Below are 25,287 nucleotides of genomic sequence, written 5' to 3'. Positions count from 1 at the left end.
CTGCCGAATTTCTAACACGTAATCCAGCGGCGACTGGCTCTGGAGAGATTGTGGATGCTAGACAGGAGACGTTCTCAACAAGCTGGCTTGTGTCGCTCTAATCGCGCCTGCTGAACCGTTACCGAGCACGCCGTTTAGTGTTTGAGCTAATACGCCAGTCATAAGAACGGCATTAAAGTCGTTCTCGGCATACCAATCGTTGAGAATTGCATTCCTTCCACGGAGCGCCACGTAATGGCCACCGGTCTGTGTTACAGACGCGGAAAATCCGCAACTGAGCATACGAGAGTCCCATCCTAACAAATTGAATAGCTGGCCGCCGTTTGGGCTCGCTGTGGTCGATCTGAATATTGTTGCGTGCGTGCCTGAGCATCTAATTGTCGTGCCATTGTTAACTATTACAGAGCCGCTGCCAGTAGTATTATACGTCCCAGGGGGGACAAACACATCTTTTCCGGCTGAAGCTACGACAAAAGCATTTATGGCGGCTGTATCGTCAGCAACGCCATCTCCTTTCGCTCCCCACCACGTGGGATTTGGGTTGTCAAGGCAAGACACAGCGCCGTTGCCGTAGAAAATTTGATAAAATCCGGCAATAATTGCATTATGAAGGCACATAGCTTTTCCGCTATCGATTAAAAATAGTGCATCTTGTTCAACGATCCAGGGAGTTTTAGTTGTCAGCGTAAGGTCATTCGACACCGTGCATGTCGTGCCGCTCGGAATGACGATTGTTCGCTCGGATGTAGACGCCGTAATAAGAGCCGCATCATCGCACGTTGCACCGAATGTCGCGATCGGCACAGCGCCGGCCATCGCGCCCGTCGCTACGGGGTTCGTATTATCGCTAAGGTGTGGCGTCGGCGTGGAAAGGCCGCTCGTGAAATTATATGGATTGTCGACCGCGCAGGCAGAATTGACGCAGCTTTCATCGGCGAGCGCCGTAGACGCCAGAAACGCGAGCGCTCCAAAGAACAGAGTGCGTTTACAGAGCATGGCTTATAGCCCTTGGTTTAGCCCAGAAAATTCGTTGGAGGTTGGCGGGAGTGGCGCAGAGTTCTGATTTAGCGGAAAACACTATAATTTTATGCCAAATAGACCGACGAGATCTCAATAATAGCGGAAATTTTGTAGTGACGTAACTGCAGGTAGATATCGCCCGTTTGAAGATCCTATAGCGCAGGGGCCGAAGGTGCGCGAGGCCGCCGCACGACTGAAAATCGGCAATAGACCGCATTATTCGAGGTGCTGCGAGGTGTGCAGTAAATGTGCTCGCCTATACGCGGCCTTAGTCGCTCTACTTTTGCTTTGTGAACGCACGGAATTGAAGGGGGGCATAATCTCCGACGCCATCAGGAAGGGCCGAAGACAGCAATTGTACAAAATGGGAGTTTCTCCTAAAGTTGCTGTCACCCTGTTGCTGGAGTAGTGCAGCGTGCAGCACCCTGGAGACATAGTAATGTGTTGACAATGCGTTTGACTCCAACGAGAAGTGCGGCAGGCAAAACCGCGTCAACTGCGGGTGAGAGAAAAAATTGTCAGATAGATATTTGTTGTGATGGGCGGGTGAGATTGGCGCGAGCAAGAATTCTGATCTCGCATCGTTAAGGTTATTCAATCCACTTAAAAACGACTCAATGAAAAGAAGATGCCCCCCAGGCCTAACAATTGAAATAATATTGTCAAGTGCTTTGGCTGCATCTTCGTCTGACATGATATTTATCAAAACCCGTTGGCACAGCAAAATATCCACGCGACATTCTGGCAGCTCAATAGAATCTATATTGCGGATGTCGCCCGGAATAATATTAACATTATCTGCCGAGTCATTCTGTTTTATGGCAAGATCGCGCAGCCTGTCATTCATCTCAACGCCAACAAACGAATATTGCGGCATACATGATGCAAGCTGCTTAATGGTGAATCCATTCCCACATCCGACATCCAACACCGTTAATCCGGCATCACCCCCTGCTCTCTCCGCATACCCCCCGTTTTCGATGTGCTCTGCTCGCCAGTAACTGGCCGCAGCATGCACAAAATCTTTAATTATTTCAGTTTCTTTTGCTCTGACTATGTCATCAGCCATTGTCGATTGAGGTGACGTTCCAAACTTATCGGCAATAGCATTATAGTGTTCGGTAATTACATCATCATATTCCCGCGCCATGTTCAGTTGCCCTTCCGACCATCAACAGGTAATATAAGTAATACGGCACGGTGGCATGTTTGTCCAGTTGCTCAAAAAAACCATTGTCGAGAGCAGATGACATGTCCGTCTCACGTGGCAGACGATTGTCCGGTTCGAGGCCGGAGAGATCGGATGTCGCCGGAGGTTCGAATGGAATTGTCGAGGTCATCGGGGGCGCGAATGGCGGCCGCTGCCGGGATGCTGGAGTTCCAGGATGCTTCGTTCCACCGCCGGCTGACAGTCCCAGCTCGTCGCGCGCTGCGATCGTCGAGAGAGACGCCGCTACCCCTCGCCGCCCTTTCCCCCTAACCTCCCGCCATGACGGACGAGACGATTCGCATCCTCGGCATTGACCCGGGCCTCCGCAACACGGGCTGGGGGATCGTCGAGGCGTCGCGCGGCTCGCGGCTCTCCTTTATCGCCTGCGGCTCGCTGCATTCGGACTCCGGCGCCTCCATGGGCGAGCGGCTCGCACAATTGCAGCGCGGCCTCGCGCGCGTCATAGAGGAGCTCGCGCCCCATGAGGCGGCGATCGAGGAGACCTTCGTCAATCGCGATCCGCAATCGGCCTTGAAGCTCGGACAGGCGCGCGGCGTCGCGCTGGCGGCGCCGGCGCTCGCCGGCCTCGAGGTGGAGGAATATGCCGCCAATGTCGTCAAAAAGACCGTCGTCGGCAATGGCCACGCCGACAAAGCGCAAATCGCCATGATGGTGCGCGTGCTGCTGCCCGCGAGCCGGGCCGAGAGCGCCGACGCCGCCGATGCGCTGGCTGTCGCCATCTGCCACGCCCATCATCGCGCCAGCCGCGCCGCCGCGCGCAAGCTCGCCGCGGGGGCGCGATGATCGGCAAGCTCAAAGGAATCGTCGATTCCTACGGCGAGGATTTCGTCATTCTCGACGTGCATGGCGTCGGCTATGTGGTGAATTGCTCGGCGCGCACATTGCAGAAGCTCGCGCCCGTCGGCGAGGCGGCGGCGCTCGCCATAGAGACGCAGGTGCGCGAGGATTCGATCCGCCTGTTCGGCTTCTCCTCGGACGCCGAGCGCGACTGGTTCCGCCTGCTACAGAGCGTGCAGGGCGTCGGCGCTAAAGTGGCGCTGGCCATTCTCTCTATTCTTTCGCCCGGCGAGCTGGCCTCCGCCATTGCGGGGCAGGACAAGGCGATGGTGGCGCGCGCCTCGGGCGTCGGCCCCAAGCTCGCGGCGCGCATCGTCGCGGAGCTGAAGGACAAGGCGCCGGCCTTCGCCGGCTTCGATCCCGCCGTCGCGCGGCTCTCCGGCGAGGAGCAGGGGCAGGCTCCGCAGGCCGCGCAGGATGCGATCTCGGCGCTGGTCAATCTCGGCTATGGCCGGCCGCAGGCGGCCGCGGCGGTGGCCAAGAGCCTCGAGGCGATCGGCGAGGGCGCGGACACGGGCGCGCTGATCCGGCGCGGGCTGAAGGAGCTGGCGGGGTAGAGGCGCCAGCCGCCCAGTCACTCCGCGCTAATCATGTCCCGCGCTCCTGCTGGAGGGGCGAGGGCGCTGCTCCATTTGACACCCTCGGCCGGTTCTCGCGGCCCAAGGGGGTCAGACATGTCTCGAGCAGATTTGGGCGCGCGTCAGATCGGCGCGCTTTTCGTCGCCTTCTCGGCGCTCGTCTTTTTCACCATCGTCGTGCTGATGGACCGCGCCTGCGCCGCGCCGCCTCCGGCGCATCGTCTGCCGCTCTTCGCGCAATGCGGGCTCGATCGTCTCGGCCCGGAGCCGGGCGCCGAAAAGCTGGCCGCGCGCGTGACGCGGGAGGGGCGTTCCGCCGCCTTCCAGAGCTTTGCCGCCGCCGCTCGGCCGGTGACGCCGGGGCTGCTCGCCTTCGGCCTGCGCAAGGACGTCTTCCCGGCGGCGCTTTCCGCCGGGGCCGATCCCAAGGCGCGCTATTGTCCCTCGGGCGCGCGGCTCTGAAAGGCCGTGCTCAGGCCGCTTTGCGCTCGAGCTCGCGCAGGCAGGCGACGATGGCGCCAATCGAGGCGAAATTGCGGCGGCGGAGCATATGTTCGGGGAATTGGACGCCGAGAGCGTCCTCGAGCGCGAGCATGATCCGCACCGCCGCGAATGAGGTGAGGCCGATTTCATAGAGGTCGGAATTGGTCGCGAGATTACGCGCCGGCACTGGCAGGCGCGCGTGTTCGTCGATCGCTTGCCGAACGAGGTCAATCACTTTTGCTCTCCGCTCCTTGGGCTGCGCGCGGGGGCCTCTGCGCCCCCGCTCTCGCAGATCACGATCATTCGACGATATTTTGACTCGATGATCGTGAATCCAACGCAAAGATCGCGGCTGTCGGCTGAATGTGGCATGAACCAGGCGGCCTCTTATTTTTCAAGGTTAGGAAAGCCTTTCTTTCTCGGTAATTACTTATGGCCCATAGCGTGATCCGCCATTGCCCGCGGCGGCCGGGCCCTCTATGTTCCCCCGCATCGATTTTCGGCCGGCGACTTGGGCGCGCTTCGGAGACGGAGCCGCTGACGACCTCTCCCTAACATCGATCGACCCGGCCCCGCGCAGGCGGGCCTTCTCCTCTATGTTCGGAGAGACGAATGGCGACTGGAACGGTTAAGTGGTTCAACGCCCAGAAGGGCTATGGCTTCATCCAGCCCGATGGCGACGACAAGGACGTGTTCGTCCATATCAGCGCTGTCGAGCGCGCTGGCCTGCGCGACCTGCGTGAAGGCCAGAAGGTGAGCTTCGAGATTTCGCAGGACCGCCGCACCGGCAAGTCCTCCGCGGACCAGCTCAAGGCGCTCTGAGGCGCGAGAGTCGAGAGGGTCGCCGCGCTGCGGCGGCCCTTTTTCGAGTGTTCTTGTCTTTCGGCCGGCGCGTGCGCTACAGTTGCGCTCATGCGCCTCGCGCCATCTCGATTTTTCGCCGCCGCGCTCGCGGCCGCGCTTTTCGCCGCTCCCGGCGCGCTCGCCGCAGGGGCGGAGCGGCCGCTCACCGAGCAGCAATATCTCGACATTCCCGGTATAGGACGCGTGCCGATTCCCTTGCCGCCCGGCGCGCGCGTGTTCTCGCCGCAGCGCCGCCCCGCGCCGCTCGAGCCAGAGCGCCCGCCCGAGCGCCCGCCGGAGATCGCGCGCGATTCCCTCGACGACCTCATTCGCCGGCTCACCCTCGCCGAGAGCGAGGTGGAGGAGAGCGCGCTCGCCCAGGCGATCGGCCGGCTCTGGGCGCGGTCCGGCTCGCCGACGGCCGATCTTCTGCTGCGCCGGGCGATGTCGGCCGCGAGCGTCGGGGCCGACAGTCTCGCGCTCGATCTCTTCGACCGCATTGTCATCCTCGAGCCCGCATGGGCGGAGGCGCTGGTCGGGCGCGCCAATATCCGGCTGGCGCTCGGCGATCTCGACGGCGCCGAGCGCGATCTCGACTCCGCGCTGCGGCTGGAGCCGCGCCGCTTCGACGCGCTGGGAGCGCTGGGCGCGCTGCGGGAGCGCGTCGGCGCGTCGGCGCGCGCGCTCGAGGCCTATCGCCGCGCCCGCGCGCTCGACCCTCGCCGCGAGGAGTGGCGAAAGGCGGAGGAACGCCTGAAATTGGAAGTCGAAGGCCGCGACATCTGAGCTCGGCGCGCATTCTCCCGCCGAGAGCGAGACGATGAGGAGCTATGCGACATGGCGCAAAACGAGTTTTCGCATCACGAATCTCTGAGCGCGGAGGCGCTCGCCCAGCTTTTCACCGAGGCGCGCACCCACAATGGCTGGGCGGATCGAGAGGTTCCGGACGCATTGCTCCAGCAGGCGGTCCGTCTCGCGCTCTGGGGGCCGACCAGCGCCAATTGCCTCCCGGCGCGTTTCGTCTTCGTGCGTTCGGCGGCGGCCAAGGCGCGGCTGGCGCCGGCGCTCGCGCCCGGCAATCTCGAGAAGACGCTCGCCGCGCCGGCGACGGCGATCATCGCCCATGACACGCAATTCTACGAGCATTTGCCGCGGCTCTATCCGGCGACCGACGCGCGCGCCTGGTTCGTCGGCAACGCTCCGCTGATCGAGACGACCGCCTTTCGCAACGGCACGCTGCAGGGCGCCTATTTCCTGCTGGCGCTGCGCGCGGTGGGGCTCGACGCCGGGCCGATGAGCGGCTTCGACAACGCCAAGGTCGACGCCGAGTTTTTCCCCGGCGGGACGACAAAATCGAATTTCCTGATCAACATCGGCTATGGCGACCCGGTGAAACTCTATCCGCGGGGTCCGCGTTTCACTTTCGAGGACGTCGCCTCGATCCTCTAGAGTCATTCCGGCCGGTTCAGATTGAACCGGAATGACTCTAGATATCCTTGTTCTGTCGTGTTTTCTTCACGCGAACCGGTTCCCACTTCGCTCGAAAACACTCTAGGACGCGTTTCCAATTCCGAGGCGGGGGCCGCTTCGGCTGGAAACGCCCCGAAGAGAGGAATCGCCCATGGTTTCGCTGGCGCCGTCGGGCCGCACGCAGGCGCTGCTCGGCCTCTTGCGCATTCTCGTCGCTCTGCTGTTCCTGCAGCACGGGACCGCCAAGCTGTTCGGCTTTCCCCATGTCGCAATGTTCGACGGGCTGAAACTCGTCTCGCTGCTCGGCCTCGCGGGCGCGATCGAGATCGTCGGCGGCCTGCTGCTTCTCCTCGGCCTCTTCACCCGTCCGACCGCCGTCGTCCTCGCGGCGGAAATGGTCGCCGCCTATCTCATCGGTCACGCCGCACGCGGCGCGCTGCCGATCCATAATGGCGGCGAGCTGGCGTTCGTCTATGGCGTCGTCTTTCTGCTTTTTGCGCTCGCCGGCCCCGGCCGTTTCGCGATCGATCGTTCTTTTCACGAAGGGGCTTGACAGCCTCGCCATAGATTCTCGGAGTCTGTGTCATTTATGTCACAGAAAAGTAATTATGTGACAAATATATTTCAAAATACATCAGCGTTTATTTGAGGCTTTAGTATAGAATATGCTGAAATATTATGGGCGGCTACTTGCCTGACTGGCGCGGAACTAGGCAAAATCCGCCGCTAGCGCTCTCGCCACTATTTGATCACAACTCACCCTTAGCGCGGGTCTACTCGATAGCGTCGTCCGAGCTCGGTCGGCCATCGGGAGAAAAACGACTGGGGGATGGCGCATTGAAAAAATGGATCATCGGAGCGGCGGTTTTTGCAGGTTCCACAGCGGCGGCGGCGGGCCAATCCTGGGTGGGGAAGGCCTCCTACTACGGCTATCACGGCCGGACGGCGAGCGGAGGCCATGTCGGGATGCTGACGGCGGCCCATCGCAGCCTTCCCTTCGGCTCGCGGGCGCGCGTGACCAACCTCGGCAACGGCCGTTCTGTGGTCGTCACGATCAATGATCGCGGCCCTTTCATTCGCGGCCGGGTGATCGACGTCTCGGTCCACGCCGCCCAGAGCCTCGGCTTCCGATCGGCGGGCGTCGCCCGGGTGAAGGTCGAGCGCGTGAGCGCGGACGACTAGAGTCATTCCGGTTCAGATTGAACCGGAATGACTCTAGATCTCCTTGTTCTGTCGTGTTTTCTTCACGCGAACCGGGTTCCCACTTCGCTCGAAAACACTCTAGACGGCGCTTTCCACTCGAACGGGCGCGTGTCGGCCGAGCCGAAACGGCGTCGTCATTTCCCGCAGGCCAAAGGCCCGACCGGGAATTCGGCGCGAGATCCGCGCTGTCGTGCTGGATTGCCGATCGCTCGCTTCGTGACAGTCGGGAATGGCGCCCCTCGAGGCGGGCGGACCCGAGGTCTCGGCGCAGCCGTGGGCTTTGGTAAATGCGCGATTCTCAATTGGCCGCAAACACAGGAGTTTGGCTTAGGCAAATGTTAAATCGACGCGCTTATAGAGGATGGGTCGAGTGAGAGTATGCGAGTAACAAAATGACCGAGACGCATCGTCCGCGTGTCAAATATGTCATCGGACCCGATGGCAGCCCCTTGACCGTCGCGGATCTGCCGCCGCCCACGACGAAGCGCTGGGTAATCCGCCGCAAGGCCGAAGTGGTCGCGGCGGTGCGTGGCGGGCTTCTCTCCCTGGAGGAGGCCTGCAACCGCTACACGCTGACGGTGGACGAGTTCTTGAGCTGGCAGATGTCGATCGACCAGCATGGTCTCGCCGGATTGCGGACGACCCGCCTGCAGCAATATCGCATGTGATTTCGGCGCCGTTCCTGGTAGAGCGCCGTTCGAGAACGCAGAGCCGGCTCGCCCTCGGGCGGCCGGCTCTTCGTCTTTTTCAGCTCGCGTCGCCGCCGCGTCCACGCAGCGTCTCGGCGAGGCGTCCGCGCTCGAACAGCAGCACGACGACGAGCGCGAAGATCAGCGGCACGATGAGATAGAGCAGGCGGAACACCAGCAGCGCCGTGAGCACCTTGAGCCGCGGCACGTCCGGCATGGCCTTGATGAAGACGAGCTCGAAGACGCCGAGCCCGCCCGGAGCATGGGAGACGAGCGCCGCCGAGAAGGACAGGAGGAAAGTGCCGAGCACGACGATGAAAGGCGTGCTGCTGCCCTCCGGCAGAGCGAAATAGATGATGCCGGCGGCGCCGATCAGCTCCAGAGGCGCCGCGAACATCTGCCGTATCATGACCTCGGGCCGCGGATACATCACATGCAGCTTGCCGATATTGATCGGCTTGAAGTGCATCAGCGAGCCGACGACATAGAGCGCCACGCCGGCGAGGCAGGTGAGGCCGATCGTCAGCGCCGTATGCTCATTGGTGAGCGCGTCCGGCAGCATTCCGGAGAGGCGGCTGAGCAGGCTCGGCTGATAAGTGAGCAGAAGCCCGGCGAGCAGCACGGTGCCCAGGCCGAAAGTATAGGAGCACAGCACGACGAGCACCGCCACCTGGCCGGCGGTGAGGCCCTTGGTGGAATAGGCCCGATACCGCACCACCGCGCCGGAGAATACCGAGGCGCCGATATTGTGCGAGAGCGCGTAAGTGGTGAAGGAGCAGACCGAAATGAACATCCAGGAAATGTGCTTCACGCCGAGGTGGAGCAGCGCGATCCGGTCGTACCAGGCGAGCGCGGCATAGGCCAGCAGAGTCGAAAAGCCTGCGGCGATCCAATGGGAGATCGGAATGGCCTTCAGATCGGCCCAGACCTCTTCGCCGACCGATTCCCCGCGAAATTCGCCATAGAGAAGATAGAAAGAGGCGATCACCGCCACCAGCCCGACGAGAGGCCAGACATATTCCAAAATTTTTTTCATGGGACGCTGCGGTTTCGGCGCTCCCGGTGTGGAACGCGCGCTCTCACTGGCATGGCCACGGTGCGACCGCAAGCCTGAAAGGCGGCTGCGGCTCGTCCGCGGCGCGGGCCCTGCCAGAGCCCATCCGATCCAGTTGGATCGGATGGGCTCTGGCATTCTTTCATCGGAGCGAATTCTGATCGATCGAACGATTTCGTTCGATCGGAAAGCGTTCTAAGCTCCCCGTGGCAATTTCATCGGACGAGCCGCGAGGGCGGATATGGCCGGTTTTTCGATCCTCGGTCTTTCGGGACCGGCGTTTCTGGGCGTCTATGCGGGCGCGGTGGCGGTGACGCTGCTCCTGGCCCATCTCTTCATCCGCGCCAGCGACCCGACGCGCGGCCTCCGCCCGCCGAAAGTGCCGAGCGAGCCGGATGCGATCGCGCTCGCCTATCTCTCTGGCGGCGTCAATAATGTGATCCGCACGCTTTTGTTCGATCTGCGCCAGCGCGGCTATGTGGGAATTGGAGCGGATGGGCGGCTGGAGCCGGCGGCCGGTCCCCCATCCGGGCGCGTGCTCGACGCCCGCCCGGCGCGCGTGCTCGCGGCGTTGCAGGCGCGGCCGACGCCGGAGGAGCTTTTCGCCGATTGGACGCTGGCTGCCGATCTCGAGCGGCTCTGCGCGCCCGAGCGACGACGGCTCGCGGAGGAGGATCTGCTCGCGCCTGTGGAGGTCGAGCGCGTGGCGCGGGCGACGCTGATCGCCGGGTCGCTGGTCCTCCTCGGCCTCGCCGTCGTCAAGTTGCTCCTCGCCGTGGCGAGCGGGCGCGAAAATGTGATCTTTCTCATTTTCCTCGCCATTGTCGCCGAGGCGCTCCTCTGGCAGGTGGTTTCGCGCGCCCATAAGCGCATCGCGAGCGCTCGGGGGGCGGCCTATCTCGCGGCGATCAAACGCGCCTACGGCCGACGCCTCTCTGAGCAACTCGGCAAGGCGGGCGGCTCGTGCTCCGCCGGGGCGACGGCCTTCGACGCGGGCTCGCTCTTCCTCGTCTCCGTCTTCGGTTATGAGGCGCTGAAGGGCGCGCTCGAACCCGAATTCATGGGCCTGTTCAAGAAATCGGCCAGCGATTCCTCCGGCTCCTGCGGTTCCTCCAGCTCTTGCAGCGGCGGCGACGGCGGCGGCGGCTGCGGGGGATGCGGCGGCGGGGGCGACTGAGGCCCATGGCGAAGGCGGAGGAATTGCGCGCGGGCCTCGGCTTCCGGCCGCAATTCTGCGCCGATCTCTTCGCCGATCGCGCGGCGGTCGACATGATCGAGGTCGTCGCCGACCATTATCTCGACGCCTCGCCCGAAAAGCTCGCCGAGCTCGACCTTCTCGCCGATCATTTCCCCGTCGCGCCGCATGGGCTCGATCTGTCGCTCGGCTCCGAGGAGGGGGTCGATCCTGTCTATCTGAGGAAAATGGCGCGGCTCGTCGCGCGGCTCGATCCGCCCTGGTGGAGCGAGCATCTGGCCTTCACCCGGGCCGGCGGCGTCTCCATCGGCCATCTCGCCGTTCTGCCCTATACGCAGGAGGCGGCCGAGGCGGCGGCGCGCAATGTCGAGACCGTGCGTCGCGCCATCACCGCGCCGCTCATCCTCGAAAATCCGACGGCGATCGCCCTCGTCCCCGGCGCGGAAATGGACGAGCCGGCGTTTTTGACCCGCGTGCTGGAGATGACCGGCTGCGGCTGGCTCTGCGATGTGACCAATCTTTACACCAACGCCATCAACCATGGCGTCGACCTCGAGGCCCAGATCGACCATTGGCCTTGGGAGCGCGTCGTGCAGTTCCACATCGCCGGCGGGCGGCGATCGCGCGGGCTGCTGATGGACAGCCATGACGCGCCCGCGCCGCCGGAAATCTGGGCGCTGCTGGAAAAAATCCTCCCGCTGGCCCGCAACGCGCGGGCGATCGTGCTGGAGCGGGACGAAAATCTGCCGCCCTTCGGCGATTTGCTCGCGGAGGTCGCGCGCGCCCGCGAGATCGGCCGCCGATGCCGCTGAAAGAGACGCAGGCGCTGTTGGCGCGGCTCTATACGGATGATGTCTTCCGCGAGGCGTTCTTTCGCGCGCCGCTGGAATGCGCCCGCCGATACGGATTGGGCGAGGCGGAGGCCGAGACGCTGGCGCGCATCGATCGCGCCGCCGTGGCGCGTTTCGCCGATTGCCTGAAGGGCAAGAGGGCGCTCGACGCCCGCAAGACGCTGCCACTGACCCAAAGGGCGCTGGGCGCGCGCTTCGATTCTGCACTCTACGCCGCGATCTCGGGCCCGCCGGCGCCCGGACGCCATCGCGCCGACGCGGCTGCGCTCGCCCGGCGCCTCGCGCGTTTCTCGGCGGAGGGGCGCGCCGAGCCGGTCTGGATCGGCGATCTCGCGCGTTTCGAAATGGCTTTCGTCACGGCGAATTCGCGCCGCACGGGTTTGTGGCTGCGGTTCTTCCGCTATCCTGTCGCCGAGGTCGCGACACGGCTGGCGCGCGGCGACGAGCCGGGCGCGAGCAGGCGGCCCAGCGTCGGCGTCTGGCTGCGGCTCTTCGGCTCGCGCCTCTTTTATTTTCTGGCCTGAACGCTCACACCCGCCGCTCGGCGACCAGATCGATGACGCGGTCGCCGCCGCGGTCGCGGGCTTCCTGGCCCTGCGCTTTGGTCAGCTCCTCGGCCGCATCCTTCATATGCGTCTCCGCCTCGACCAGCTGATCTTTGAGATCGGCGACGGAGCGCAGGAGATTGTCGCGGCGCGTGCGCGCGGCCTGAGCATAGGTCGGATAGGCGAAGTGATTGGGATCGCTGATATTGGCCCGCTGCTCCTCATGAGCGATCTCGCGATCGAGGTCGCCCGTCATGCGGGTGAATTCGGCGATCATCGTCTGAAGCTGCGCCACGCGGCGCCGGCACTCTTCGGCGTGAAAACGTTTCAGCCGAACTAAGGCATCTCGCGACTTCATGACTCTACTCTCCGACACTGGTTACTTACGACGCATGCGAACTCGGTCGCTTTATTCGCGAGACGACAGGAAATATGGCGCAAGGAGGTTGCTCGAGTGTTACTGACCCGAGAATTGTCGGAGCGAAACAAAAAAGCGCCGTAATTTCAATCATTCCGCTCGGCCCTCGGAGGCTGCGCCCTATATCAGCGAGCGCGGGGGCTCACCTGTTCCTGGCGAATGGAGGAGGCGGAGATGAGACGAGCCTATGCAGTCATCGCGGCGGCCGGGGTCGCCGCGCTTTTTTCAGCGGCGCCGGCTGTGGCCGATCATGTCGGGACGCATAAGGTCTTTCTCCCGGGCGACATTCGCTTCACGGCCGCGCCATCGTCGCTGCCGGCCGGGGCGGAGGCGGCGGTGCTCTACGGCGATCCCGCGAAGGACGGGCTCTTCGTGATGCGGCTGAAGGCGCCCAAGGGCTATCGCATTCCACCGCACACCCATCCCAAGGCGGAGGTGGTGTCGGTCGTCGCCGGGCGCATGCGGCTCGGCCTCGGCCCGGCCGCCGATCGCGCCAGCGTCGAAGAGCTTCCCCCGGGCGCTTTCTCCACCATGCCGCAGGGCGTGGCGCATTACGCCTTCTTCGACGAGGAGACGGTGCTCCAGATCGACGCCATGGGGCCGTGGAGCATCGACTACGTCAATCCGAAGGACGATCCGCGCAACCAGATCGCGCCGGCGCAGAGGTGAGGCGGTTGTTTCCCTTGGCCGAAAGCGTATGATTGTTTCGCGAGGATCGAAATATGGCTGAAGAACCCGACAACGTCGTCCTGGTCTATTTGCGTCGTCTGAACGACCGGCTCGATGCGCTCCATGAGGACAATCGGGAGATCAAGACGCGGTTAGGAATCCTCGAGCAGCAGGGCGCCTCCTTGTCGAGCCGCATCGACCGTATCGAGTTTCGCCTCGACCGTATCGAGAAGCGACTCGATCTCGTCGAAGTCTGAGGCCGCTCACGCCGGCTGCTCGTCCAGCGCCTTCTCCTTGCGGCCCGCCCCGCCGAGACGGCGGTAGACGAAAGGCGGCGCCGGCAGCAGCGACTCCGTTTGGCCCAGCGCGGCGAATTGCGCGTGATGATCCGAGCGATGGCAGGCCGGATCGGTGGCCGTCGCGTCGCCGGTGACGGCGAGCGCCTGGCAGCGGCAGCCGCCATAGTCGATCTCGCGCTTGTCGCAGCTGCGGCACGGCTCCTTCATCCATTCCTCGCCGCGGAAGGCCTCGAAGGCCGCGCCATTGCGCCAAATCTCGGCGAGCGGGAGCTGGCGCACATTGTCGAAGGAAAGGCCCGGCAGAGTCTGCGCGGCATGGCAGGGCAGGGCCTTGCCGGAGGGCGTCACCACCATGATGCTGCGGCCCCAGCCGCCCGTGCAGGCCTTGGGGCGCGAGGCGTAGTGATCATGGATCACGAAATCGAAATTGAGCACGCCCTGCAGGCGCTTCTTCGCCTCTTCCACTATTCCGACGGTCGCGAGGAATTTCTCGCGCGTCGGGATCAGCGCGGCGCGGTTCACTTCCGCCCAGGCGTAATATTGAATATGCGCCACCTCGAGCCGCTGCGCGTCGACCTCCACCGCGAAATCGATGATCTGCGGCAGATGGTCGATGTTCTGGCGATGGATCGGCGCATTGATGGTGAGGCCGAGGCCGAGCTCGCGCGCCCAGCGCGCGACATCGCGCTTCTTGGCGACTCCGCCCTCATAGCCGGAAATATGGTCCGAGCTTTCCGGTACGACGTCCTGCACCGAGACCTGCACATGATCGAGGCCGATCTCGGCGAGATGCGCCAAACGCTCGCGCGTCAGCAGCACGGCGGAGGTCACGAGATTGGTGTAGAGGCCGGCGTCGACGGCGTGAGCGAGAATCTCCTCGAGATCGCGGCGAATGGTCGGCTCGCCGCCCGAGAGATGCAATTGCAGCGCGCCGATGGAAGCGGCCTGACGGAACACGTCGCCCCATTCGCCGGAAGTGAGTTCCGTATTGGCGCGCTCGAGATCGAGCGGATTGGAGCAATAGGGGCATTGCAGCGGACAGCGATGCGTCAGCTCGGCGAGCAGGCCCGCCGGGCCGCGCTCGAAGGGCGCATAGGATTTCGCTGTCTGCGAGAGGGGAGGCGGCGAAAACGCGTCCGGCCCGTCGCGCAGCAGGCGCTTGTCGGCGAGGCCTTGCAGCAGCTTGACCACATCCGTCTGGATCACATCGACGGACGCCGAATAGGTCTGTGCGAGACGCTGCGAAATCTCGGCGACGCTGGCGACGCCATCCACATGGCCGAGCACGGCGAGGCCGATGGCGTCCAGCTCATAGGCGCGTTCCGGCGCGAGGATCACCTTGCGCTTCCGCACGACATCCTCGTGCAGGCGCGAATAGCGCGTGAAGGCCGGCTTCGACTCCGGCGCCACAACGAAACGCGCTTCGCTCATTCTCTCGTCCTTCACTTCTCTCCCGGCGTAAACGCGCCGGGGGGGATGAGGCCGGTCACATAGGCCTGATAGAGCGCGTCGAGCTGCGCCCATAGCACGTCGCATTTGAAGCGCACGGCGCCGACGCAGGCTTCCTGCTCCGCCCGCGTATAGGCGTGCTGGAGAATATACGACAATGCGAAATCGCTGTCGCGCGGCGCCTGGGCGAGGCGGCGCTTGAAATAGGCCATCACGGAATCGTCGACGAAATCGTAATTCTCGAGCATTCCCGCGATGCGCTCGCGATGGATCGCCGGCGCGAACAGCTCCGTCAGCGATGAGGCGACCGCTATGACGAGCGGCTGCTCGACGACGAAGCGCACATAGGCCTCGACAGCGAATTTCGTCGCCGGCAGCGCGCCCTTGCGCGAGGTGACGTAGTCGCGCGAGAGGCCGAGCCCGTCGGTGAGCACCAGCCAGCGCTCTATGCCGCCGCCTTCCTCGCCCAATCCATCATGATCATGGATGCGATGAATCCATTCGCGCCGCAATTCGCGGTCATGGACGCGGCTCATGAAGGCGGCGTCCTTGCGCGGCACCGCCTCCTGATAGCAATAGCGGTTGAGCGCCCAGGCCTGCACCTGGCCTTTGCTCAGCTTTCCGCCATGCAGCATTTTGTGGAACGGATGCTTGTCGTGATAGCGCTCCTCGCCCACGGCGCGGATCGCGGCCTCGAAGGCCTCCTTCGACAAGGGAGGAGCGTCGTGCCACTCGGCCGTCGAGAAGTCGTTCATAGCGTCACCTCCATGCCGTCCGCGCCGATCTCCCATCCGGCTTCGTTCACGATCGCGCGTTCCTTCGACGAAGCGTCGAGCGTTGGATTGGAGTTGTTGATATGCACATAGATTTTGCGCGCCACGGAAAGGCTCTCGAAGGCCGCGATCGAGCCGTCCTCGCCGCTCATATTCACATGGCCCATGCGCGAGCCGGTCTTGCCGAGCAGACCTTGCTCGATCATCTCATTCTCATGGAACAGCGTGCCGTCGAAGAAGACGAGGCTCGCGCCGCGCAAACGCTCTTTCAGGGGATCGTCTATCTTCGCGCAGCCTGGAATGTAGAAGAAAGACTTGCCCGTCGCCGTCTCTATGATCTCGACGCCGAGCGTGTCGCCGACGCGCGTGCCGAAATCGGCGGCGCTCTTGTCCTCGAGCCACAGCGCGATTTTTCCATGCACGGGAAAAGCCTTCACGGCGAGGCCGAGATCGACGCCGGCGCCGTGCAGCGGAATGGCTTCGTCGAAAGGAAACTCGACGCGCGTGACGAGCTCGGGGACCAGAATGTCGAAGATGCGATTGCCGGCGAGCACATTCAGCACGCGGCCCGAGGAATAGATGGAGAAGGCCTGCGCCTCGCGAAGGTTCAGCAGGCCGGCGACATGATCGACGTCGCCATTGGTGAGCACGACGGATTTGATCGGGCTCGCGCGCAATCCATCGGCCGGGCCGGGCGAGAGCTGCGGGGCCTGTGCGATCTGCTGGCGCAGATCCGGCGAGGCGTTGAGCAGCACAAAATCGACGCCATTGGCGCTGACCGCGAGCGAGGATTGCGTGCGCGCCGAAAAGCCGGGCTTGCCATCGCGCACGGCGCGGCAATTGGCGCAATTGCAGTTCCATTGCGGGAAGCCGCCGCCGGCGCCCGATCCGAGTATTTTGATGAACATGACGCGATCCGCGACGGCGCCGTTTTTTTAAAGGCGCAGTCTCTCCTCTCGAGCCGACGTTCTAGAGCGAAACCGCCTCTCCTCGAAGCTCTGTTTCGCTCCCCTCCCGATTTTGCCGCTTTTTCCCATGGCGCGCGGCCACAGGGACGGCTTGTTTTCGCGGGCACTATGTCGGCGCGCGCGGCGGCGCGCAAGCGCCACTTTGTCGCGCCGCTCGCGCTCCGGCGTCAGGCCGGGCGCGCTTTCTCGGCCTCCTGCCGCTCGAGCTCCTTGTAGCGCCTCACGCCGAAGGGAATTGCGACGAGATAGGCGAGGCTCGTCAGTACGAGAGTCTCCATCGGATAGATGGCGAGCAGCAGCGCCGTCACGCCGACGCAGAACAGCACGAGAATGACATATTCGCGCGGAATGCGGCCAATGCGCTTGCCCGAGAAATGCGGAATGCGGCTCGCCATCAGAAAGGCTATTCCCAGGACATAGACGATGAAGAGCGGGACCAGCGCCTTGGAGCCGGGCAGGTCGACGACCGAGAGATTGAGATAGAGCGGAAGCAGAACCGCGACCGCGCCGGCCGGCGCCGGCATGCCGACGAAGAAATCCGAATGCCAGGCGGGCCGACCCGGCTCGTCCACGGTGACGTTGAAGCGGGCGAGGCGCAGCGCGCAGGCGATGGCGAAGACGAGCGCCGCGAACCAGCCGAGGCCTTTGATCTCGTGCAGCGACCAGAGATAGAGCAGTAGCGCCGGCGCGACGCCGAAATCGACGAAATCGGCGAGCGAGTCGAGCTCCGCGCCAAAGCGCGACGTGCCTTTGAGCGCGCGGGCGAGGCGCCCGTCGAGTCCGTCCAGCACGGCGGCGGCGATGACGGCGGTGACGGCGGTGTCGAACTTGCCTTCCGTGGCGTAGCGAATGGCGGTCAGCCCCATGGAGAGCGCCAAAAGAGTGACCAGATTGGGCAGCACCACGCGAATCGGAATGTTGCGGAAGCGTAGCCTCCGCCGTTCGGAGGCGGACAGTTGCGCGTCGCGGCCCTCGGGGCCGCCGTCGAAGGAAAAAGGTTCGTTCATGGGAAGGCCTCTCTCGCGGCGGCGGTTCAGCCGGCCTTGAAGCTCAGAGCGGCGGCGGTGGAGTTCACATCCGCAAGAATGGTCTCGCCCGCTATGGCGCGCGAGCCCACGGCGATGCGGGGCTTGGCCCCCGTCGGCATATAGACGTCGACGCGCGAGCCGAAACGGATGAGGCCGAAGCGGTCGCCGACGCCGATCGGTTGACCGTCCTGCACGAAGCAGACGATGCGCCGCGCGACGAGGCCGGCGATCTGCACCACGCCATAGCGGCCGGAGGGCGCGTCTATGACGATGCCGTTGCGCTCATTGTCCTCGCTCGCCTTGTCGAGATCGGCGTTGAGGAAGGCGCCGGGCTTATAGGCGACTTTGCTGATGCGGCCGGTGATGGGCGCGCGGTTCACATGCACGTCGAAGACACTCATGAAGATGGAGACGCGCTGCATCGGCTCCGCGCCGAGGCCGAGCTCCGCCGGCGGCAGGAAGAAGCCGATGGAGCAGACGACGCCATCGGCCGGCGACACCACGAGCCCCTCGCGCAAGGGCGTGAGGCGCTGCGGGTCGCGAAAGAAATAGACGCACCAGCCCGTGGCGATGAAGCCGACCCAGCCGAGCGTCGAGGAGATCCAATGCAGCAATAGGGCGGCGATGGCGAAGGCGGCTATGAAGATATAGCCTTCCGGATGGATCGGGACGAGCGATTTGCGGACCGATTCGAGGATCGACATGGATGAGGGGCTCCGAATGCGGCCCGTCGCCGCAGGCGGGGCGAGTTTTGACATTTCGCGGCGCGAAAGTCACGCGGGCGGCGCGTCGAAGCGCTTGCCCGGGCGGCCGATTCACGACAGATAGGCGCGGTCGACGCCCAATGAGGCCGACGGCCCCTCGGGGAGGAAACATGAAAGACAATATTCGCAACGGAACGGCTCTGGCCATAGCGGCCGTCTCTCTCGCGCTCGCCGGCGCGGCGACGGGGGCCCTGGCGGCGACGCCCGGCAAGGTGCAATGCATCGGCGCCAACAGCTGCAAGGGCAAGAGCGACTGCCACAGCCCCAAGAACGCCTGCAAAGGCATGAACGCCTGTCAGGGCAAGGGCTGGGTGTTCGTCGAATCCGCCGACGCCTGCAAGGCGGCCGGCGGCAAGACGCTGGATTGATCCAAGCGCTCTCCCCCGCCGAGGGCGGGGGAGGACGATCGTTCGGCGAAACTTCCCTCCAAAAAGCGATGCGCGCTCGTCCTGTCGGGATGGGCCGCATTCTCAAGTCCGCCCGTCTCGCAGCCGGCGGCGCGGGCCGCCTCGCCGATCGGACGAGCGCGGCTCACCCCAGTGCTCACATAGGATTTTGATCGCTCTTTGCGCCCCGGGGATTGCGAAGGCCGAGCTTAATTTATATTACTTCTATTGAATTAATATTAATATAAGCGGGGCGGCATGACAAAAATCCCACAGAAACAGAGCGCTATGGCGTCGAGTGTCGGCGCTTTGACGCTACAGGCCTGCGCAGCGCTGGCGGCGCCGCAGGGCGGGGCCAGCGAGGCGACGGTGCAGGATGTCGTCGTGCAAGCCGAGCATGATCGGGTCGAGGCGCAGAGGACGCCGCAGACGATCGTGCGCTTCGACGAGAAGAAATTGCGCGACCTCAGCATAACCAACACGCGCGATCTCTCCGGCTATGTTCCCGGCCTGACGCAGTTCCGCACGGGCGTCACGACGTCCAACTCCAATTATTTCTTTCGCGGCATCGGCGAATATGATCCGCAAGGACAGCCTTCTGTCGGCGTCTATCTCGACGACGCCTATTTTCCGCGCCTTCTCGGCTCGCGCATCGAGCTGCTCGATGTGGAGCGCATAGACGCGCGTCCGGGGCCGCAGGACACATCGTCGCCGCATAATGCGGAAGCCGGCGTCGTGCAGATCGTCACGCGCAAGCCGGACAACAAAAAGCGTTTCGAGGCGGAAGCGGGCTATGGCAATTACAATGAATGGAAGGTCGGCGCGCTGGTGAGCGGGCCGATCGTCCAGGATGAGCTCTTCGGAAGTCTCTCCTACAGTCATCGCGCGCGCGACGGCGTCACGCGCAATTTGTTGCGCAACGCCGACGTCAACAATGTCAATCTGAGCAATGCGCTCGCCAAGCTGCGCTGGACGCCGATCCAGCCTCTCGAGGTCTTGCTCGCCTTCGACGGCGAGTTCGACGACGGCCAGGCGAAATCCTACAATAATCTCGCCATTCCCGGAAACACCTCGAGCACGGCCTATTATCCGCTCTATCCGCTGAATCACTTCCAGCAATATGGCGGAGCGCTGACGATCAGCTATCAGCTCGACGCCAATCTGCAGTTGAAGTCGATCACCCAGGCGCGCCGTTTCGAGCAAGTCGCGCTCTATGACAACACCAGCGATCTTTGGGCGCGAAACTCCAATTGGCTCCATTATTGGGATCGAAACTACACGCAGGAGCTTCGCGTCATCGGCGATTACGACCGTCTCGATTTCAAGGGCGGCGTCTATCTCAATCGCGACGAATGGTTCTCCGGCCGGCGCGCCAACGCCTTCGGCGCAGTGACGAGCTTCTTCGCCGTTCCGCAGGTTTCGTCGACCTACCAGCCGAATTGGCAGGAGCTGTGGCAATACACCAACACCTACGCCGTTTATGGCGAAGCGAATTATCGCCTCACCGACGAATTGAAGCTGACGCTCGGCGGCCGCTATAATCTCGAGAAGCATTGGAACAATAACTATAATTACTCGCTGGTGAATGGGCAGGCGACGTCGTCGCTGCTCGGCGGCGGCTTCACGACGACGGATTGGCTCGCGGCCTTCTATAATCCGCGCGGCGTGCTCAATTGGAGCGTCCAGAACAGCGCGTCATGGGGAACGGGCTCGCCCAAGGCCGTCGTCTCCTATCAGGCGACGCCGGAGATTCTCGCTTACGCCTCCTTCTCGCAAGGCCATAAGGATGGCGGCTTCGACATGCGCGCGCAGGGGCCGACAATCGCGTCGGTGACGCAGGCGCGCGTTCCCTATAAGCCCGAGACGCTGACGACCTATGAGCTCGGCGTGAAATCCGCATGGCTCGATCAGCGCCTCACAGTTGCGATATCAGCTTTTTGGAACGATTTCCGCAATGTGCAGGCGACGGCGATCGATCCCGTCACCAATAGCTCGCATCGTTTCAGCGCCGGTCATGGCCGCTCCAAGGGCGTGGAAGGTCAGGCGACCTTCACGCCGATCGACGATTGGGAAATCGGCGCGACCGGCTCCTATCTCGACGCCGCGCTCGATTATTACGCGGGAACGACGACATGGGCGGTCTGGGCCAATTCGCCTTTCGGCCCCAACGCCGTCGTTCCGACCGCCGCGCATTCCGGATCGCGTCTGCCCTATTCGCCGAAATTCCAGGGTAGCCTCTACACCAATTACCGCGTGCCGCTCGACGTTCCGGGCGAGTGGAAGATCGGCGGCTCGGTGCAGGCGCAGACGTCGCTCTACACCGACATCATCAACAATCCTTTCGTGAAGGTGCCGCCGCAGACCTTCGCCAATCTACAGACGAGCTACACGACCGCCGACGGTCATTGGACGTTCCAGCTCGCGGTCAAAAATCTCTTCGATCGGCGCTATCCGCAGAGCTACACCTATCAGGCGATCTCGGCCGGGCGTCCGGGCGTGGGCCTGCCGGCCTATTGGACGGTGGCCTACAATGATCCGCGCTCGATCTTCGCCTCGGTGCGCTACGTCTGGTGACGCGCGTTTCGATCGCCCCGTCTCGACAAATCGCCTCTTTGGCTCCATGAGGGGACGCATGTTCCGCCCCTTCGTCGACGATCTCCTCGCCTGCCTGCGCTTCTACTCCCGCTTGCCGGTTCCAGCCCCGCGGGGGCATGAAATGCCGGATTTCCGCACCGCCGTGCGGGCGCTGCCGGTCGCCGGCGCGCTGATCGGCCTCGCTCCGGCCTGGGCTCTGCTCTCCGCCCGCGCTTTCGGCCTGCCGCCCTTCCTCGCCGCCACGCTGGCGCTGGCGGCGCTGGTCGCCGTCACCGGCGCGCTGCATGAGGATGGGCTCGCCGATCTCGCCGATGGTTTCGGCGGCGGCGCGACGCGGGAGGAGAAGCTCGAGATCATGCGCGACAGCCGGCTCGGCTCCTACGGCGCCCTGGCGCTGACGTTGTCGCTGGCGTTGCGCATCGGGGCGGTGATGGCGATCACGCAGCGCGGCGGCTTCGAGGCGGCGGCTGTCCTCATATTCGCCGCGGCGCTCTCCCGCACGGCGGGGCTGGCGCCCATCATGATCCTCGCGCCCGCGCGCGCAGACGGCGCCGGACACGCCGCCATGCGGCCGTTCAAGGAGGCGCTGCAGACGGCGGCGCTGCTGGCGAGCGCCTTCTCCATCTTACCGATCGCCGTCGGCGTCTCGCCGATCACGGCGCTCGTCGCCGGCGCGCTCGCCGTCGGCGCGGCCTATGCGACGGCCAAGCTCGCCGAGCGGCAGATCGGCGGCCTCACGGGAGATGTGCTGGGCGGCGCGCAGCAGGCGGCCGAGATCGCGGCGCTGCTGGTCTTCGCCGCGCAATAGCGGCGTCGAATGTCGAACTCGGCCGACAATGGCATAAGTCGGCGTTGAGCTCAGGAGCAGAAACTCATGGCGAAGCACCGGATTTATTCGACCAGTTTCGCGAGCGTTTATCCTCTTTACGTCGCCAAAGCAGAGAAAAAGGGGCGTACAAAAGCTGAGGTCGATCAGATCATCACCTGGTTGACCGGCTATGATCAAACGCAGTTGCAAGCTCGACTGGAAAAACAGACCGACTTTGAAACATTTTTTGCAGAGGCCCCCCAAATCAATCCATCGCGAGTCTTGATCAAGGGCATGGTTTGCGGTGTCCGCGTGGAGGATATCGAGGAGCCGACCATGCGAGAAATTCGCTATTTGGATAAATTGATCGATGAGCTGGCGCGGGGAAAAGCAATGGATAAAATTCTGCGAAAGAGTTGATTCTGGGCGATATATCTTAGTTTACTCGGCGCTCGCCGCCTCCGCCATGCGCGCCGTCGCGCGCCGCACCTCGTCGACCGCGGAGAGCAGCGTCTCGACGCCGGCGCCGGGCCGGACGGACTCGCCTGCGAGGCGTCGGCGAAAGGCGCGTGCGCCGGGCTTGCCAGCGAAGAGGCCGAGCATGTGCCGTGTCATGGAGGAGAGGCGCTCGCCGTGCCGCAGTTGCGTCTCGACATAGGGAATGAAGGCTTCGACCGCGGCGAAGCCGTCGGCGAGCGGCGCCGGCTCGCCGAATAATTCCGGATCGACGCCGAGCAGAAGCTCCGGCTCGTGATAGGCGGCGCGGCCGATCATCACGCCGTCGACATGGGCGAGATGCGCGCGCATGTCGTCCATGGTCGCGATCCCGCCGTTGATCGCGATCGGCAGATCGGGAAAGGCGCGCTTCAGCTCATAGACGAGTCCATAGTCGAGCGGCGGAACGTCGCGGTTCTCCTTGGGCGAGAGGCCGGAGAGCCAAGCCTTGCGGGCGTGAACGATCAGCGCGTCGCATCCCGAGGCGACGACGCGCTCGGCGAGCCCGAACAGCGCGGCGCGTGGCTCCTGATCGTCGACGCCGATGCGGCATTTCACAGTGACGGGGAGAGCGACGGCGTCCTTCATCGCCGTCACGCAATCGGCGACGAGATCGGGTCGCAGCATCAGGCACGCGCCGAAGGCGCCATTCTGCACGCGATCGGACGGGCATCCGACATTGAGATTGATCTCGTCGAACCCATAGGGCTCGGCGATGCGCGCGGCCTTCGCCAGTTCGCCCGGATCGGAGCCGCCGAGCTGAAGCGCCAGCGGCTGCTCCGCCGCGTCGAAGCCGAGCAGCCGATCGCGGTCGCCGAAGATCACGGCGCCGGTGGTGAGCATCTCCGTATAGAGCCGCGCGCGGCGCGACATCAGCCGATGGAAGAACCGGCAGTGACGGTCCGTCCAGTCCATCATAGGCGCGGTAGAGAATCTAATATCTTGATTTGTAAGCGATTTCATTTTAGTCTCAAGGCCATAGGTCGGGTCGTGTGCACTCTCCGGTACGCCTCGATACGACACTTTTCGCTCCTTTTCGACTTCTCAGTGCACACAGAGCGCACACGAAATGGCGACCTTCACGAGGCTCAAATCCGGCTCCTGGCGCGCTCAAGTTCGACGCAAGGGGAAATACGTCAACGAGACGTTTCTCCGCCGGCGCGACGCCGAGGAGTGGGCGCTCGACATAGAGCGCCGGATCGACCGCGGCGAGTCGCCGTCGAAGCGTGCGCGAAAGGGAGCTCGAACATTCGGCGATCTCGTCCGGCTCCATAGAGACGATCTCACGGAGGTCGGAAAGCGGATCGGCCGGTCGAAAGCCGCGAGCCTCAAATCTCTCGAGCGTCGCCTCGGGCGATTGAAGATTTCGGAGCTCGATCGAGAGCGGCTCATTCAATTCGGTCGCGATAGAGCGAAGGAAGGAGCCGGTCCCGTCACGCTCGGCATCGACCTCGGCTATGTCAAAACGATCCTGTCGCACGCAGCGGCGGTTCACGGCATCCAGCTTTCGACGGAGCCGACCGATCTCGCGCGCATCGCACTGAACCGTCTGGGATTGGTCGGGAAAGGAAACGAACGTGATCGCCGGCCGACGCCGGACGAAATCGATCGCATTATCGCACGAGCCGATTTGACGCCGAAGCTGACAATTCCGTTGGGAAGGATCGTGCGCTTCGCGATCGCGACTGCGATGCGCCTCGATGAAATTTGCCGCGTCGCATGGGAGGATTTCGATCCCGACCATAAGATGCTTCTCATCAGAGATCGGAAAGACCCGCGCCGGAAGTCGGGAAACAATCAGAAGATTCCGCTTCTCGACGTGAGCGGCTATGACGCGTGCGCTCTCGTTCACGAGCAGAAGGAAGCCTCGAAAAGCAGCAAGGGTCGAATTTTTCCGTATAACAGCCGGTCGGTAGGGACGGCGTTTCGTCGGACATGTCGCGCCCTCAAGATTTCTGACTTACATTTTCACGATTTACGGCATGAAGGCGCAAGCCGCCTCTTCGAGGCGGGCTTCTCGATCGAGCAAGTGGCGCTCGTCACCGGCCATCGAGACTGGAAGATGCTTCGACGATATACACACCTCAAGCCGGAACAGTTGCATGCTCGGAAGAATGGGATGGCGGCTTGAACTCTTTGCGCCATGGGCGTGAGAAGCAAAGGCATATCGCGGCTCGAAAAGACGTCTGTTGCAATCGGCTCCGGATGACGAGTCGAGAAGCTCGGCAAGGCCATCTTGAACTGCGGGCAGGTCAAGCCGCTTCCACCTCCCGAGGCCACGGCGTCGAGACCTCGGTCGGCAGCGCCGGCGACGGCTACAACAACGCGCTCGCCGAGACGATCAACGGACTCTGCGATGCGAGCCCTGGCGAAGCTCCGAGGCCATGGAGTTCGCCTGGTTCGAATGGGTTGATCGGTTCGACAAGCATAGACTGCTAGAGCCGATCGGAAACATCCCGCCGACGCCGAAGCGCGGCATCACGCGCAACTTGAGGAGCCCGCCATGCCGGTCTGACTCAAACAAATTGGCCTCCAGCGATCCCCGGCGTGTTTCAACGTGGTCCTCCGGCTCGCCCACGACCCTACAGGCCGAAAGGCGTGCCGGAGCGCGCTGCAGAGGCGCGCCGCTAAGAGCT

31 protein-coding genes and 1 pseudogene are annotated in these 25,287 nt (G+C 63.5%); 20 read left to right on the top strand and 12 right to left on the bottom strand.

What is annotated here, in order from left to right; all coding sequences use genetic code 11:
* Window positions 1-57 precede the first annotated feature (57 nt).
* The 3 genes from IY145_RS04165 to IY145_RS04155 all read right to left on the bottom strand — a co-directional run bounded on the left by IY145_RS04165 (window position 58) and on the right by IY145_RS04155 (window position 2,360).
* Entirely contained in the window at window positions 58-996 is a 939-nt protein-coding gene (locus tag IY145_RS04165; protein WP_196407048.1) for a glycosyl hydrolase family 28-related protein, read from the bottom strand.
* A 301-nt stretch (window positions 997-1,297) separates the two neighbouring features.
* Window positions 1,298-2,170 (bottom strand): class I SAM-dependent methyltransferase, encoded by an 873-nt coding sequence (locus tag IY145_RS04160; RefSeq protein ID WP_196407047.1) that lies wholly within the window; start codon window positions 2,168-2,170, stop codon window positions 1,298-1,300.
* Window positions 2,154-2,360: a hypothetical protein gene (locus IY145_RS04155; protein ID WP_196407046.1), complete on the bottom strand. Its 207-nt coding sequence runs from the start codon at window positions 2,358-2,360 to the stop codon at window positions 2,154-2,156. The genes IY145_RS04160 and IY145_RS04155 overlap by 17 nt, the downstream gene beginning before the upstream one ends.
* Before the next feature lie 149 nt (window positions 2,361-2,509).
* On the opposite strand from IY145_RS04155, the gene ruvC reads away from it, so the two are divergent.
* From ruvC to IY145_RS04140, 3 genes are all read left to right on the top strand, one after another.
* A complete protein-coding gene (ruvC, locus tag IY145_RS04150) occupies window positions 2,510-3,034 on the top strand; it encodes a crossover junction endodeoxyribonuclease RuvC (RefSeq protein ID WP_196407045.1) in 525 nt (174 codons plus the stop codon).
* A complete protein-coding gene (gene ruvA, locus IY145_RS04145) occupies window positions 3,031-3,645 on the top strand; it encodes a Holliday junction branch migration protein RuvA (RefSeq protein ID WP_196407044.1) in 615 nt (204 codons plus the stop codon). The genes ruvC and ruvA overlap by 4 nt, the downstream gene beginning before the upstream one ends.
* A 117-nt stretch (window positions 3,646-3,762) precedes the next feature.
* Entirely contained in the window at window positions 3,763-4,128 is a 366-nt protein-coding gene (locus IY145_RS04140; protein ID WP_196407043.1) for a hypothetical protein, read from the top strand.
* 10 nt (window positions 4,129-4,138) lie between these two features.
* On the opposite strand, the gene IY145_RS04135 is transcribed toward IY145_RS04140, so the two are convergent.
* Window positions 4,139-4,384 (bottom strand): acyl carrier protein, encoded by a 246-nt coding sequence (locus IY145_RS04135; RefSeq protein ID WP_196407042.1) that lies wholly within the window; start codon window positions 4,382-4,384, stop codon window positions 4,139-4,141.
* Between the two features lie 377 nt (window positions 4,385-4,761).
* On the opposite strand from IY145_RS04135, the gene IY145_RS04130 reads away from it, so the two are divergent.
* The 6 genes from IY145_RS04130 (at window position 4,762) to IY145_RS04105 (ending at window position 8,333) form a co-directional block, all read left to right on the top strand.
* Window positions 4,762-4,971 carry a cold-shock protein gene (locus IY145_RS04130; RefSeq protein ID WP_159725917.1) on the top strand — a complete coding sequence of 70 codons (210 nt, stop codon included), beginning with the start codon at window positions 4,762-4,764 and terminating at the stop codon, window positions 4,969-4,971.
* Window positions 4,972-5,061: 90 nt separating this feature from the next.
* Window positions 5,062-5,778 carry a hypothetical protein gene (locus IY145_RS04125; protein ID WP_196407041.1) on the top strand — a complete coding sequence of 239 codons (717 nt, stop codon included), beginning with the start codon at window positions 5,062-5,064 and terminating at the stop codon, window positions 5,776-5,778.
* A gap of 51 nt (window positions 5,779-5,829) precedes the next feature.
* Complete coding sequence (locus IY145_RS04120; RefSeq protein WP_196407040.1) at window positions 5,830-6,441, top strand: malonic semialdehyde reductase; 612 nt, start codon at window positions 5,830-5,832, stop codon at window positions 6,439-6,441.
* A 172-nt stretch (window positions 6,442-6,613) separates the two neighbouring features.
* The gene (locus tag IY145_RS04115) at window positions 6,614-7,015 is read left to right on the top strand and encodes a DoxX family protein (RefSeq protein WP_196407039.1); all 402 of its coding nucleotides are present in this window, start codon (window positions 6,614-6,616) and stop codon (window positions 7,013-7,015) included.
* Between the two features lie 284 nt (window positions 7,016-7,299).
* The gene (locus IY145_RS04110) at window positions 7,300-7,644 is read left to right on the top strand and encodes a septal ring lytic transglycosylase RlpA family protein (RefSeq protein WP_196407038.1); all 345 of its coding nucleotides are present in this window, start codon (window positions 7,300-7,302) and stop codon (window positions 7,642-7,644) included.
* A gap of 413 nt (window positions 7,645-8,057) precedes the next feature.
* Window positions 8,058-8,333: a DUF1153 domain-containing protein gene (locus IY145_RS04105; protein WP_159725907.1), complete on the top strand. Its 276-nt coding sequence runs from the start codon at window positions 8,058-8,060 to the stop codon at window positions 8,331-8,333.
* Window positions 8,334-8,412: 79 nt separating this feature from the next.
* On the opposite strand, the gene IY145_RS04100 is transcribed toward IY145_RS04105, so the two are convergent.
* Entirely contained in the window at window positions 8,413-9,390 is a 978-nt protein-coding gene (locus IY145_RS04100) for a UPF0104 family protein (RefSeq protein ID WP_196407037.1), read from the bottom strand.
* Between the two features lie 259 nt (window positions 9,391-9,649).
* Between IY145_RS04100 and IY145_RS04095 the strand changes: the two genes are divergently transcribed.
* The 3 genes from IY145_RS04095 to IY145_RS04085 are packed head-to-tail and all read left to right on the top strand — an operon-like array spanning window position 9,650 to window position 11,978.
* Entirely contained in the window at window positions 9,650-10,585 is a 936-nt protein-coding gene (locus IY145_RS04095) for a TIGR04222 domain-containing membrane protein (protein WP_196407036.1), read from the top strand.
* 5 nt (window positions 10,586-10,590) lie between these two features.
* On the top strand, window positions 10,591-11,415 hold the full coding sequence (locus IY145_RS04090; protein ID WP_196407035.1) for a DUF692 domain-containing protein: 825 nt from the start codon (window positions 10,591-10,593) through the stop codon (window positions 11,413-11,415).
* The gene (locus tag IY145_RS04085) at window positions 11,406-11,978 is read left to right on the top strand and encodes a hypothetical protein (RefSeq protein ID WP_196407034.1); all 573 of its coding nucleotides are present in this window, start codon (window positions 11,406-11,408) and stop codon (window positions 11,976-11,978) included. Before IY145_RS04090 ends, IY145_RS04085 begins: the two co-directional genes overlap by 10 nt.
* Before the next feature lie 4 nt (window positions 11,979-11,982).
* On the opposite strand, the gene IY145_RS04080 is transcribed toward IY145_RS04085, so the two are convergent.
* Entirely contained in the window at window positions 11,983-12,357 is a 375-nt protein-coding gene (locus IY145_RS04080; protein WP_196407033.1) for a flagellar export protein FliJ, read from the bottom strand.
* A 234-nt stretch (window positions 12,358-12,591) separates the two neighbouring features.
* Between IY145_RS04080 and IY145_RS04075 the strand changes: the two genes are divergently transcribed.
* Entirely contained in the window at window positions 12,592-13,086 is a 495-nt protein-coding gene (locus IY145_RS04075) for a cupin domain-containing protein (RefSeq protein WP_196407032.1), read from the top strand.
* A gap of 53 nt (window positions 13,087-13,139) precedes the next feature.
* The gene (locus IY145_RS04070) at window positions 13,140-13,343 is read left to right on the top strand and encodes a hypothetical protein (protein ID WP_196407031.1); all 204 of its coding nucleotides are present in this window, start codon (window positions 13,140-13,142) and stop codon (window positions 13,341-13,343) included.
* Between the two features lie 6 nt (window positions 13,344-13,349).
* Here IY145_RS04070 and pqqE read toward each other — a convergent pair whose 3' ends face one another.
* The 5 genes from pqqE to IY145_RS04045 all read right to left on the bottom strand — a co-directional run bounded on the left by pqqE (window position 13,350) and on the right by IY145_RS04045 (window position 18,307).
* Window positions 13,350-14,816, bottom strand: a complete 1,467-nt coding sequence (pqqE, locus tag IY145_RS04065) for a pyrroloquinoline quinone biosynthesis protein PqqE (RefSeq protein ID WP_196407030.1) — start codon at window positions 14,814-14,816, stop codon at window positions 13,350-13,352.
* 11 nt (window positions 14,817-14,827) lie between these two features.
* Window positions 14,828-15,589 (bottom strand): pyrroloquinoline-quinone synthase PqqC, encoded by a 762-nt coding sequence (pqqC, locus tag IY145_RS04060; protein ID WP_196407029.1) that lies wholly within the window; start codon window positions 15,587-15,589, stop codon window positions 14,828-14,830.
* On the bottom strand, window positions 15,586-16,515 hold the full coding sequence (pqqB, locus tag IY145_RS04055; protein WP_196407028.1) for a pyrroloquinoline quinone biosynthesis protein PqqB: 930 nt from the start codon (window positions 16,513-16,515) through the stop codon (window positions 15,586-15,588). Before pqqB ends, pqqC begins: the two co-directional genes overlap by 4 nt.
* A 227-nt stretch (window positions 16,516-16,742) precedes the next feature.
* Window positions 16,743-17,582: a CDP-diacylglycerol--serine O-phosphatidyltransferase gene (gene pssA, locus IY145_RS04050; protein ID WP_196407027.1), complete on the bottom strand. Its 840-nt coding sequence runs from the start codon at window positions 17,580-17,582 to the stop codon at window positions 16,743-16,745.
* A 26-nt stretch (window positions 17,583-17,608) separates the two neighbouring features.
* Entirely contained in the window at window positions 17,609-18,307 is a 699-nt protein-coding gene (locus IY145_RS04045) for a phosphatidylserine decarboxylase (protein ID WP_196407026.1), read from the bottom strand.
* 170 nt (window positions 18,308-18,477) lie between these two features.
* Between IY145_RS04045 and IY145_RS04040 the strand changes: the two genes are divergently transcribed.
* The 4 genes from IY145_RS04040 to IY145_RS04025 all read left to right on the top strand — a co-directional run bounded on the left by IY145_RS04040 (window position 18,478) and on the right by IY145_RS04025 (window position 22,576).
* Window positions 18,478-18,735 (top strand): hypothetical protein, encoded by a 258-nt coding sequence (locus IY145_RS04040; RefSeq protein ID WP_196407025.1) that lies wholly within the window; start codon window positions 18,478-18,480, stop codon window positions 18,733-18,735.
* A gap of 306 nt (window positions 18,736-19,041) precedes the next feature.
* Window positions 19,042-21,327 carry a TonB-dependent receptor gene (locus IY145_RS04035; RefSeq protein ID WP_196407024.1) on the top strand — a complete coding sequence of 762 codons (2,286 nt, stop codon included), beginning with the start codon at window positions 19,042-19,044 and terminating at the stop codon, window positions 21,325-21,327.
* Window positions 21,328-21,385: 58 nt separating this feature from the next.
* The gene (gene cobS, locus IY145_RS04030) at window positions 21,386-22,156 is read left to right on the top strand and encodes an adenosylcobinamide-GDP ribazoletransferase (RefSeq protein WP_196407023.1); all 771 of its coding nucleotides are present in this window, start codon (window positions 21,386-21,388) and stop codon (window positions 22,154-22,156) included.
* A gap of 66 nt (window positions 22,157-22,222) precedes the next feature.
* Window positions 22,223-22,576: a DUF2200 domain-containing protein gene (locus IY145_RS04025; RefSeq protein ID WP_196407022.1), complete on the top strand. Its 354-nt coding sequence runs from the start codon at window positions 22,223-22,225 to the stop codon at window positions 22,574-22,576.
* A gap of 21 nt (window positions 22,577-22,597) precedes the next feature.
* Here IY145_RS04025 and dusA read toward each other — a convergent pair whose 3' ends face one another.
* Entirely contained in the window at window positions 22,598-23,614 is a 1,017-nt protein-coding gene (dusA, locus tag IY145_RS04020; protein ID WP_196407021.1) for a tRNA dihydrouridine(20/20a) synthase DusA, read from the bottom strand.
* Between the two features lie 394 nt (window positions 23,615-24,008).
* Between dusA and IY145_RS04015 the strand changes: the two genes are divergently transcribed.
* Window positions 24,009-24,782 (top strand): site-specific integrase, encoded by a 774-nt coding sequence (locus IY145_RS04015; RefSeq protein ID WP_246721765.1) that lies wholly within the window; start codon window positions 24,009-24,011, stop codon window positions 24,780-24,782.
* Window positions 24,783-24,931: 149 nt separating this feature from the next.
* Window positions 24,932-25,166 (top strand): annotated as a pseudogene (locus IY145_RS04010) (IS3 family transposase); the annotation flags it as partial.
* Window positions 25,167-25,287 lie beyond the last annotated feature (121 nt).

It is taken from the genome of Methylosinus sp. H3A (genome assembly GCF_015709455.1).
In the GTDB taxonomy this organism is placed as follows: domain Bacteria; phylum Pseudomonadota; class Alphaproteobacteria; order Rhizobiales; family Beijerinckiaceae; genus Methylosinus.
Note: the sequence above shows the minus strand (reverse complement) of the source record. Positions and strands in the feature narration are given on the sequence as shown.